Origin of the sequence: Nocardioides sp. NPDC057577 (assembly GCF_042801335.1) — a bacterium.
Taxonomy (GTDB): domain Bacteria; phylum Actinomycetota; class Actinomycetes; order Propionibacteriales; family Nocardioidaceae; genus Nocardioides.
This window is the reverse complement of record NZ_JBHVGB010000201.1, coordinates 1-10392: the sequence shown is the minus strand read 5'-3', so window position 1 is coordinate 10392 and position 10392 is coordinate 1. Positions and strand designations below refer to the sequence as shown.

Genomic DNA, 10392 nt, shown 5'->3' with positions numbered 1-10392 from the left:
GCATGCACCAGGCATGCGGGCCCCTCCGACGTGCCGAGCCTTCGCCTCGGCGGGCACGGATCACTCGGCCTTGGGGAAGCCGTTCCGCTCGGAGATCGCCGCCGCTGCCGCGAGCACATGCTCGGCCAGCTCGGGCGCCTTCTCGGCGGTGATGCGGAACGACGGCCCCGACGCCACCACCGCAGCGATCACCCCGCCGCCCAGCGAACGGATCGGCGCGGCCACCCCCGTCAGACCGATCTCGTGCTCGTCGACCGAGAAGGCATATCCCAGCTCGCGGACCTCGGCGAGCTGCGCCTCGACCTTCTCGGGGTCGACCACCGTCTCCTCGGTGTAGCGCTCCAGGCCGCCCGCGAAGATCCGCCGACGGTCCTCGGGCGACATGTTCGCCAAGAAGACCTTGCCGGACGCGGTCGTGTGCAAGGGGCTTCGCTGACCGACCCAGTTCACCGAGGTGATCTCGGCACTCCCGATCACCTGGTCGATGGTGATGGCCTCCTCGCCATCGTTGATGACGATGTTGACCGTCTCGCCGACCGCATCCGCCAGCGCCATGCAGATCGGCCGGCTCGTGACGGAGATGTCGTGCTTGCGGGTCGCGCCGGCAGCCAGCTGGATGACGCCATAACCGAGCTGATAATGCCCTCGACTGCTGTTCTGCTCCACCAGCCCACGAGCCTCGAGCGTCGCCAGCAACCGGAAGACCGTGGACTTGTGCACCCCCAGCTCCTCGGAGATCGGCGTGACGCCGACAGCCCCCCGGCGGGCGAGCACCTGGAGGATGGAGATGGCCCGGTCAACCGAGTGAACGGTCGTACTCCGTGTTTCGCTCGTGTTGCTCATGCTGAAACAGTATGCCTTCATCGCAGATTCTCCCTGCCGCCGCCTGCTGCCGGTCGAGCGCGGCACGCGCGCCCGGACACTTCGACGCGGGGACCGAAATCGATCGGACCAGGGTCTTGATGCGGGCACCGTCGACGGTTTAGTTTGTTTCATATAGCGCTCTTGTTTCGCTATGAGAAACATCCCTGCAACCTGATCACGCCGGACGCCCCCATCCGGGGGCAGGAAGAAGAGACGCCATGGCAGACAACAGAGTCGTCGTCTACAAGGGGCCGGGCGAGGTGGCCGTCGAGTCCATCGAGTACCCGAAGCTGGAGCTCCCCCAGGACGTTGTCAGCGGCCTGGGCATCAAGCGCGCCGCGCCGCACGCGGTGATCCTCAAGCTCGTGACCACCAACATCTGCGGCAGCGACCAGCACATGGTGCGCGGCCGGACGACCGCACCCGTGGGTCAGACGCTCGGCCACGAGATCACCGGCGAGATCGTCGAGATCGGCGACGACGTCCTCTTCCACGAGGTCGGAGACATCTGCTCGGTCCCGTTCAACATCGCCTGCGGCCGTTGTCGCATGTGCAACGAGGGCAAGACCGGCATCTGCCTCAACGTGAACCCGGCGCGGGCCGGCGCGGCGTACGGCTACGTCGACATGGGCGGCTGGGTCGGTGGCCAGGCGGAGTACGTCATGGTGCCGTTCGCCGACTTCAACCTGCTGAAGTTCCCCGACCGGGACCAGGCGCTGGAGAAGATCCTCGACCTGACGATGCTCTCCGACATCTTCCCGACCGGCTACCACGGCGCCTACACCGCGGGTGTCACCACGGGGTCGACCGTCTACGTGGCGGGTGCCGGCCCGGTCGGGCTCGCCGCGGCGTACTCGGCCCAGCTGCTCGGGGCCGCGACCGTCATCGTCGGCGACATGAACGCGGACCGGCTCAAGCAGGCCGCGAGCTTCGGCTGCGAGACCGCGGACCTGTCCTCCGGCGACGCGCTGGCCGACATCATCGCCGACATCCTCGGCGAGCCGGAGGTGGATGCGGCGATCGACGCGGTCGGGTTCGAGGCCCGTGGCCACGGCCGCGACGCCGCCGAGCAGCCTGCGACCGTCCTCAACGACATCATGGACGTCGCGCGTGCGGGTGCCTCCCTCGGCATCCCCGGCCTGTACGTCACCGGCGACCCGGGCGCCGTCGACGACGCCGCCAAGCAGGGGCAGATCGGCGTACGGCTCGGCCTCGGCTGGGCCAAGTCGCACACCTTCGTGACCGGTCAGTGCCCGGTCAAGCAGTACAACCGCCAGCTGATGAACCTGATCCTCGCCGACAAGGCCCACATCGCCGACGCCGTCAACGCCAAGGCCATCAGCCTCGACGAGGCTCCGGAGAGCTACGCCGCGTTCGACAAGGGCGCGGCGACCAAGTACGTCATCGACCCGCACGGCATGGTGCGCTGAGCCGCCACCCGCTGGTCGAGCCGGAGTCGTGAGGAACGAGCGACTCCGTGTCGAGACCAACACAGTCGACTCGAGCGCGAAGGGGACTGTGTTGGTCTCGACACGCTTCCGCCTAGCGGCTCCAGCGGCTCGACCAGCGGTGGCTCGACCAGCGGTGGCCCGACCAGCGGGCAGCGCAGTCAGAGACCCAGGAGGCGGCGTGCCTCTCCCACGGTGACGACGGAGCCGGTGACCAGCACCCGGGCCTCCTCGGGGAGAGCCGTGGCCGCGCTGGTCGCCTCGACGAGAGCGTCGGAGAGGTCCTCGATCTCCACGACCCGATCCTTGCCCAGGACCCGGCGCGCCACGGCGGCGGTGTCGCGGGCCGAGAGCGATCTCGGGCTGCTGTTCCGGGTGCAGATCATCGTGGTCACCACGGGTTCGAGCGCGGCGAGCATGCCGGCGAGGTCCTTGTCGCCCATCGCGGCGAGCACGGCGACGGTCGGTCGCGGGCCGAGGTCGGAGAGGCCGGCCGCCAGGGCCCGGGCGCCGTCGGGGTTGTGGGCGGCGTCGAGGATCACGGCGGGGGTTCCCGGCAGCACCTCCAGCCGTCCCGGCGACCGGGCCGAACCCAGCGCCCGACGCAGCGCATCGAGGGGGATCACGTCCCCCAGGAGGGCTTCGACGCTCGCGATGGCGAGCAGGGCGTTGTGCGCCTGATGGCGCCCGTGCAGCGACAGCGGGACCTCGGAGTAGTGACCCGCGAGGCCGTTCACCGAGATGATCTGGCCCGCGCCGGACGCTCGCCGGCCGCTCAGCCCGAAGTCGCGCCCCTCGACCATGAGCCTGGCGAGATGCGCGTCGGCGTGCGCCCGCAGGAGCTGCTCCACCTCGGGGGTCTGCCTGGCCGTCACGGCCAGCGCTCCGGGCTTGATGATCCCGGCCTTCTCCGCGGCGATGTCGAGCCTGGTCGGGCCCAGATGGTCGACGTGGTCGAGGCCGACGGGGAGGATCGCGGCGACGGGGGCGTCGATGACGTTGGTCGCGTCCCACATGCCGCCCATGCCGACCTCCACCGCCGCGACGTCGATCGCCGCGGTCGAGAACGCCTGGTAGGCCATCGCGACGGTCATCTCGAAGAACGACAGCGGCGTGGGACTCTCGCGGTCCACGGCCTCGGCGGCCGATGCGACTTCCCGGTAGGCCCGGACGAAGCCGTCGGGCGAGATGGGCCGGCCGCCGATGCTGATCCGCTCCCGGATGTCGGCGAGATGCGGACTGGTGAACCTGCCGACCCTCGAGCCCAGCTCGAGCAGGATCGCCTCCACCATCCGAGCGGTGCTCGTCTTGCCGTTGGTGCCGGTGATGTGGATCGACCGGTAGCCGTGCTGCGGCCGGCCGAGCGCATCCGTCACCGCCCGGATGCGCTCGAGGGACGGGGCGATCCTGGTCTCGGGCCAGCGGGCGAGGAGCCGCTGCTCCACCTCGGTGACGTCGAGGTCGAGGTCGGTGGTCGTCACTGTGGGTCTCCGCCCAGTCGGGTCAGCAGGTCGCGGCGCCAGGCCTCGGTCTCGGCGACCTGGTTGAAGGTGAACAGATGCAGGCCGGACACCGCCGCCTCCGGCCCGTCCAGCTCCCGGGCCGCCCGGGTGAGGAACCGCTCCGGCGAGAACCCGCCGGGCGCGGCGATGCGCGCGAACACGCCCTTGTTCTTGGCGAGGAACCTCGTCGACTCCCCCACCCCGATCTTGGTCGCCATGGTGAGGAGCTTGGCGCGCTCGACCGGGCCGGGCAGCCCGACCAGGATCGGGGTCGTGACGCCTCGGGCGCGCACGCGGCGTACCCAGTCGGTGAGGGCGCCGGGGTCGAAGGTGAGGTTGCTGACGATCTCGGTCGCGTGGTGGCGCTTGTCCCACATCGCCTGGACCAGGCGGTCGTGGATGATCGTCGGATGGTCCTCCGGATAGCCGGCGACGCCGACGTGGCGGAACGGGTCGCCGAGGTCGACGAGCGCCTCGAGCAGCTCCAGCGCGCCGGGGAACTCACCCGGTCGCTCCGCGTCGCCGGCGGGTACGAAGACCTTCTCGATGCCGGCCGCCGTCAGCCGGCCGGTGATCTCGGCGAGCTCGGCCCGGCTCGAGACCATCCGCGCAGCGAGGTGGGGCACGACGTCGTACCCGTGCCCGGCGAGCCGGACCGAGAGGTCCACGGTCGCCTCCAGGCCCTTCGCCGGGGAGGCGGTCACGGTGACGGTCCGGCCGGCGGGGAGGGAGGTGGTGACGACCTCCTCGATCTTCGCGGTGGGCAGGACCTCGTAGCGAGCCTCGAGCAGGAGGCGGCGTACGACCGCGGCGTCCGAGCGACGGCTCATCGCTTCGCTGCCCGGGCCCCGACCAGATCCGCTGCCACCCTCGGTCCACGCAGCCGTGCTGCCACCCGGGAGGCGGCCGCGGCACCGGAGACCGAGTGGACGCGTACTCCCCAGGCGCCTTCCGCCGCGGCGATGGCCGCGACAGCGTCCGATGCCTCGTCCCGGTCGGCCGGGACGTCCGGTTCACGCCGTCCGTACGCCGCCGTCTCGGCGAGGAACCGCTTGCGGGAGGCTCCGACGAGGAGTGGGAGTCCGAGAGCTCGCAGCGTCGGGAGCGCCGAGAGCAGCTCCCAGGACTGGGCGGCGGTCTTCGCGAACCCCAGGCCGGGGTCGAGGATGATGCGCTCGGGACGTACGCCTGCGTCGAGTGCGGAGTCGACCCGGTCACGCAGCTCGGCGCAGACGTCGTCGACCACCGAGTCGTAGAAGCAGAAGTCGTCCATCCGGGTGGAGTGCGCCCGCCAGTGCATGAGTACGCAGGTGACCTCCGCCTCGGCGAGGAACGGCAGCATCCCGGGGTCGGCGAGGCCGCCGGAGACGTCGTTGACGATGACGGCACCGGCCTCGACGGCGCGCTGGGCGACCGAGGCGCGCATGGTGTCGACCGAGACCGGGAAGCCGCCCCGGGTCAGCGCCTCGACCACCGGGACCACGCGGGCGAGCTCGTCGGCCTCGCTGACCCGCCGGGCGCCGGGACGGGTGGACTCGCCGCCGACGTCGAGGAGGTCGGCGCCGTCACGCATGAGCTCGAACCCCCGGCGTACCGCGGCGTCGACCTCGAGGAACCTTCCCCCGTCGGAGAAGGAGTCGGGGGTGACGTTGATGATGCCCATCACCTGACAGCGCGGAGCGGCGTCGGTCGAGAGCTGCGTGGCGGTCATGGCAGCGCCTCGGCGATCTCGACGATGTTGGTCAGCAGCATGGCGCGGGTCATCGGCCCGACGCCACCGGTGGCGCCGGTCATCTTCCCGGCGACGACGTCCACGTTCGGGTCGACGTCGCCGAGGATGCCCTCGATGGTGCGGGTGATGCCGACGGAGAGGACGGTGGCCCCCGGGCTGACCCAGTCGGGCTTGACCAGATGGGCGACGCCCGCGGCAGCGACGATGACGTCCGAGGCCCGGGCATGGGCGGCGACGTCACGGGTCTCGATGTTGCACAGCGTGACGGTGGCGTGCTCGGAAGGTCGGGTGAGCATGAGGCCGAGGGGCCTGCCGACGGTCAGGCCGCAGCCGATGATGCAGAACCGCTGGCCGGTGATCGGCACGTCGTGCTGCCGCAGCAGCTCGATGATCCCGCGCGGCGTGCACGGCAGCGGCGCCGGGGTGCCGAGCACGAGCTTGCCGAGGTTCGTGGGGTGGAGACCGTCGGCGTCCTTGTCCGGGTCGATGAGCTCCAGGACCCGGTGGGTGTCGACGTGGGGCGGCAGCGGCAGCTGGACGATGAAGCCGGTGCAGGCCGGGTCGTCGTTGAGCTGCCGCACCGCGGCCTCGATCTCGGCCTGCGAGGCACTGGCGGGGAGCTCGATCCGGAGCGAGGCGATGCCGACCTCCGCACAGTCGCGGTGCTTGCCCGCGACGTAGGAGTGGGAGCCGGGGTCGTCGCCGACGAGGATCGTCCCGAGACCGGGGTCGATCCCGGCCTCGTGCAGTGCCTTCACCCGCACGGCGAGCCCGGCCTTCAGATCAGCGGCGACGCGCTTGCCGTCGATCCTTGCTGCGGTGGTGGTCATCCACTTCTCCTTCTCGCGGGACCGTCAGCATTCGATGACGTTGACGGCGAGGCCTCCGCGGGAGGTCTCCTTGTACTTGATCTTCATGTCGGCCCCGGTCTCACGCATCGTCTTGATCGCGGCGTCGAGGGAGACCCGGTGGCTGCCGTCGCCCCGGGCGGCGATGCGGGCGGCGTTGATGGCCTTGTTGCTGGCGATGGCGTTGCGCTCGATGCAGGGGATCTGCACGAGCCCGCCGACGGGGTCGCAGGTGAGCCCGAGGTTGTGCTCGATCCCGATCTCGGCCGCGTTCTCGACCTGCTCCGGGGTGCCGCCCAGCACCTCGCACAAGGCGCCGGCGGCCATCGCGCAGGCCGAGCCGACCTCGCCCTGGCAGCCGACCTCGGCACCGGAGATCGACGCGTTGATCTTGAACAGGATCCCGATCGCAGCGGCGGCGAGCAGGAACCTCACGATCCCGTCCTCGTCGGCGCTGGGCACGAACTTCTCGTAGTAGTGGAGCACGGCCGGGACGATGCCCGCGGCGCCGTTGGTCGGGGCGGTCACGATCCGGCCGCCCGAGGCGTTCTCCTCGTTGACGGCCAGCGCGAAGAGGTTGACCCAGTCCATCGCCCGGAGCGGGTCGGTCTCGTCCGTGGAGGCGTGCAGGTGGGCGTACAGGCCGGGGGCTCGGCGAGGGACCTTCAGCCCGCCGGGGAGCGTGGGCTCGACGCGGGTGCAGCCGTTGTGCACGCACTCCTGCATGACCGACCAGATGTGCAGCAGCTCGGTGCGTACCTCCTCCTCCGTACGCCACGCCAGCTCGTTGGCCATCATGACGTCGCTGATCCCCTTGCCCGACTCGGCGCAGACCGCGAGCATCTCCGCGCCGGTGGTGAACGGGTACGGGATCGGGGTCGCGTCCTCGACGATCCGGTCGGCGCCGGCGGCGGCCTCGTCCACGACGAAGCCGCCGCCGACCGAGTAGTAGGTGCTCTCCTGGAGCACCTCCCCCGTGGCACCGAAGGCCCGGAAGACCATGCCGTTCGGGTGGGCGGGGAGGGTGCGGGTGCGATGCATGACGACGTCGTCGGCGTCGAGCTCGATGTCTCGGGCACCGGCGAGCCTCAGCCGCCGGGTGGCTCGGACCTCGGCCACCCGAGCGTCGGCGTTGTCCGTGTCGACCGTCTCGGGTCGGTTGCCCTCGAGACCGAGGATGACCGCCTTGTCGGAGCCGTGCCCGTGGCCGGTGGCACCGAGGGAGCCGAACAGCTCCACCTCGACCCGGGCGACGGCGTCCAGGAGCGAACCCGCCTTGAGAGCGTCGGTGAACTGCACCGCCGCCCGCATCGGGCCGACCGTATGAGAGGACGACGGCCCGATGCCGACGGAGAACATGTCGAACACGCTCAGTGCCATCAGCCGGATCCCAGCAGCTTGAACTCGGCCATGGCGTCGATCAGCCAGCGACCCAGGTAGTCGGCGAACGAGGCCCGCGGCAGGATCCGGTAGGAGTCGGTGCCCACCTTCCACAGCAGGACCGGGACACGACCGATGTTGGTGGCGACCGCCGTGCCGGTGGCGAAGGTCCTCGGGTGCAGGTCGAGCGGGCAGCCCTTCTCGAGGACCGCCTGCGCCGAGGGGCCTTCGAGCCGGAGGGTGGTGCGGTTGGCCGAGAGGTCGACGACCGCGGCAGCGCCCTCGGAGACGCCCGCGCGCAGGTAGGAGACCAAGGTGGAGCCGGCCACGCTCTGCGAGATGACCAGGTACTCGTCGGGCGAGAGCCACAGCACGACCACGTCGTGGCCGGTGGCGACCTCACCGCATCGGGCGGGGAGCTCGGCGCCGAGGATCTGGGCCAGGCGGTCCCGGTCGGCCGAGCCGACCGGCACCCGCAGGCCCACCATGGTGAGGAACTGCTCCTCGCGCACCCGGACCCCGAAGGCTCCGGTGACACCGGCGACGAGGAAGTCGCCGTGCAGGTGCTGGGCTGGGCTGACGCGCAGATCCCAGGTCTTCTTGTCGATCGGTTCGATCATGGTCTCAACCATCGCGGCGGTTTCCTTCCGGGTCATAGAGGACGGTTTCGGCAACGACGACGTCGACCAGTCGGTCTCCGACCGGCGCGACGAGGGTCTGGCCGATGCGGTTGCGACCGTCCTTGATGAGTGCCAGCGCGAACGAGCGTCCGAGCGCGGCGCTGTGGTAGCTCGAGGTCACGTGCCCGAGCATCGGGACCGGTCCGTCGGCAGGGGTGATCGGCGTACCTGCCTCGACCAGCTGGGTGCCCTCGGGCAGCCTGAAGCTCTTGTCGACGGGCAGCACCGAGACGAGGTGCTTGCGGTCGGTGCGGGACGTGTCGGCCCGGCTGTAGGACCGCTTGCCGACGAAGTCCTTCGCCTTGGAGACGATCCACTCCATGCCCGCGTCCTGGGGCGTGACCGTGCCGTCGGTGTCCTGACCGACGATCGGGTAGCCCTTCTCGGCGCGGAGCACGTGCATGGTCTCGGTGCCGTAGGGGGTGATGGCCCAGTCCTGGCCTGCGGCGTGGATCTCCTCCCACACCTGCTGACCGAACCAGGTCTCGACGTTGACCTCGAAGGCGAGCTCTCCGGAGAAGGAGATCCGGCACACCCGCGCCGGGATCCCCGAGGCGAGCGTCGTCTCGCGGAACGTCATGAAACCGAACGCGTCGTTGCTGACATCGAGGTCCGGGGCGATCCGGGCGATCACCTCGCGGGACTTCGGGCCGACGACGGCGACGGTGGACCACTGCTCGGTGACCGAGGTGAAGCTGACGTCCAGGGTCGGCCACTCGGTCTGGTGCCACTCCTCGAGCCAGTCGAGGACCTTGGCGGCGCCGCCGGTGGTCGTCGTCATGAAGTAGCGGCCCTCGTCGATACGGAGCGTGACCCCGTCGTCGAACATCATCCCGTCGGGCGTGCACATGACGCCGTAGCGGGCGGATCCGGGGGCGAGCTTCTTGAAGGCGTTGGTGTAGATCCGGTTGAGGAACTCACCGGCCTCGCTCCCCCACACCTCGATCTTGCCCAGGGTGGTCGCGTCCATCATGCCGACGGACTCGCGGACCGCGGCGCACTCCCGGAGCACGGCCTCGTCCAGGGACTCGCCGTCCTGCGGGTAGTACCAGGGCCGCAGCCACTGGCCCACGATCTCCATCTCGGCACCCTGCGCGACGTGCCAGGGGTGGATCGAGGTCAGCCGGGCGGGGTCGAACAGGTCGCCCCGCTCGCGACCGGCGAGCGCGACGAACGGGATCGGAGCGTACGGCGCCCGGTACGTCGTCGTGCCGATCTCACCGGGGCTGCGCCCGTCGTTGAGGGCAGCCGCGATGACCCCGATGGCGTTGACCCCTGAGGTCTTGCCCTGGTCGTTGGCGGTGCTGATGGAGGTGTAGCGCTTGATGTGCTCGACGCTGCGCATGCCGGCGCCGGTCGCCCGGAGCACGTCGTGCACGGTCTGGTCGCGCTGGAAGTCGACGAAGTGGTCGACCAGGTCGTCCAGCGGGACACCGTCCTCGGCGGCGAGCCACAGCGCGCGGGTCGTGCCGTCACCGGTCGCTGCCGGGAGCGGCCCGGCCGGGGCCTCGCTGACGAAGCCCGTGGCGAGCAGCGCCGTCGCCGCGGCATGCCGTCCTTCGGCGAGGCACGCGTCGAGGGTGTAGCTGCCACGGGCCGATCCCACGATCTGCTGGCCGGCGACCTCGCCGTCGGGGACGAACCCGGCCAGGTCCTCGTCCCAGCGGACCTTGCCCTGCCGCTGGCTGTGCAGGTGGACGACCGGGCTCCAGCCACCGGCGACGGCGACGACGTCGCAGGCGATGTCTCGCCGCTCACCGACCGCGGCGCCACCGGCGTCGATGGCGGACACCGTCGCGGCGGTGACCCGCGGCTCGCCGGCGGTGTCGAGGACGGCTGCGCCGAGGACGACCTCGATGCCGGCCTCCTCGGCTCGACGGGCGGCATCGGACCGCTCGGCGCGGGCGTCGACGACGGCCGCCACGGTGACTCCGGCGG

Annotated in this window: 9 protein-coding genes; 1 reads left to right on the top strand and 8 read right to left on the bottom strand. The window is 70.7% G+C overall.

The genetic code is table 11. From position 1 onward, the window contains the following. Positions 1–60 precede the first annotated feature (60 nt). Positions 61–843: an IclR family transcriptional regulator gene (locus ACFU7D_RS26110; protein ID WP_378872894.1), complete on the bottom strand. Its 783-nt coding sequence runs from the start codon at positions 841–843 to the stop codon at positions 61–63. 239 nt (positions 844–1082) lie between these two features. Between ACFU7D_RS26110 and fdhA the strand changes: the two genes are divergently transcribed. Further along, positions 1083–2294 carry a formaldehyde dehydrogenase, glutathione-independent gene (fdhA, locus tag ACFU7D_RS26105; protein WP_378725733.1) on the top strand — a complete coding sequence of 404 codons (1212 nt, stop codon included), beginning with the start codon at positions 1083–1085 and terminating at the stop codon, positions 2292–2294. A 179-nt stretch (positions 2295–2473) separates the two neighbouring features. On the opposite strand, the gene ACFU7D_RS26100 is transcribed toward fdhA, so the two are convergent. The 7 genes from ACFU7D_RS26100 to ACFU7D_RS26070 all read right to left on the bottom strand — a co-directional run. Continuing rightward, a complete protein-coding gene (locus tag ACFU7D_RS26100; RefSeq protein ID WP_378872892.1) occupies positions 2474–3793 on the bottom strand; it encodes a bifunctional folylpolyglutamate synthase/dihydrofolate synthase in 1320 nt (439 codons plus the stop codon). Continuing rightward, complete coding sequence (locus ACFU7D_RS26095; RefSeq protein WP_378725737.1) at positions 3790–4644, bottom strand: methylenetetrahydrofolate reductase; 855 nt, start codon at positions 4642–4644, stop codon at positions 3790–3792. Before ACFU7D_RS26095 ends, ACFU7D_RS26100 begins: the two co-directional genes overlap by 4 nt. Next, on the bottom strand, positions 4641–5525 hold the full coding sequence (folP, locus tag ACFU7D_RS26090; protein ID WP_378872890.1) for a dihydropteroate synthase: 885 nt from the start codon (positions 5523–5525) through the stop codon (positions 4641–4643). Before folP ends, ACFU7D_RS26095 begins: the two co-directional genes overlap by 4 nt. Continuing rightward, positions 5522–6376 (bottom strand): bifunctional methylenetetrahydrofolate dehydrogenase/methenyltetrahydrofolate cyclohydrolase, encoded by an 855-nt coding sequence (locus ACFU7D_RS26085; RefSeq protein ID WP_378872888.1) that lies wholly within the window; start codon positions 6374–6376, stop codon positions 5522–5524. Before ACFU7D_RS26085 ends, folP begins: the two co-directional genes overlap by 4 nt. A 24-nt stretch (positions 6377–6400) precedes the next feature. After that, positions 6401–7774: an L-serine ammonia-lyase gene (locus ACFU7D_RS26080; RefSeq protein WP_378725744.1), complete on the bottom strand. Its 1374-nt coding sequence runs from the start codon at positions 7772–7774 to the stop codon at positions 6401–6403. Further along, positions 7774–8394, bottom strand: a complete 621-nt coding sequence (locus ACFU7D_RS26075) for a sarcosine oxidase subunit gamma (protein WP_378872885.1) — start codon at positions 8392–8394, stop codon at positions 7774–7776. Before ACFU7D_RS26075 ends, ACFU7D_RS26080 begins: the two co-directional genes overlap by 1 nt. A gap of 4 nt (positions 8395–8398) precedes the next feature. Next, the coding region (locus ACFU7D_RS26070; RefSeq protein ID WP_378872883.1) for a glycine cleavage T C-terminal barrel domain-containing protein at positions 8399–10392 on the bottom strand (1994 nt) is incomplete at its 5' end.

Excerpts from the sequence above, each read along its gene's own strand:
- ACFU7D_RS26110 (WP_378872894.1), bottom strand. The coding sequence starts at position 843 with ATGAGCAACACGAGCGAAACACGGAGTACGACCGTTCACTCGGTTGAC.
- fdhA (WP_378725733.1), top strand. The coding sequence starts at position 1,083 with ATGGCAGACAACAGAGTCGTCGTCTACAAGGGGCCGGGCGAGGTGGCC.
- ACFU7D_RS26095 (WP_378725737.1), bottom strand. The coding sequence starts at position 4,644 with ATGAGCCGTCGCTCGGACGCCGCGGTCGTACGCCGCCTCCTGCTCGAG.
- folP (WP_378872890.1), bottom strand. The coding sequence starts at position 5,525 with ATGACCGCCACGCAGCTCTCGACCGACGCCGCTCCGCGCTGTCAGGTG.
- ACFU7D_RS26085 (WP_378872888.1), bottom strand. The coding sequence starts at position 6,376 with ATGACCACCACCGCAGCAAGGATCGACGGCAAGCGCGTCGCCGCTGAT.
- ACFU7D_RS26080 (WP_378725744.1), bottom strand. The coding sequence starts at position 7,774 with ATGGCACTGAGCGTGTTCGACATGTTCTCCGTCGGCATCGGGCCGTCG.
- ACFU7D_RS26075 (WP_378872885.1), bottom strand. The coding sequence starts at position 8,394 with ATGATCGAACCGATCGACAAGAAGACCTGGGATCTGCGCGTCAGCCCA.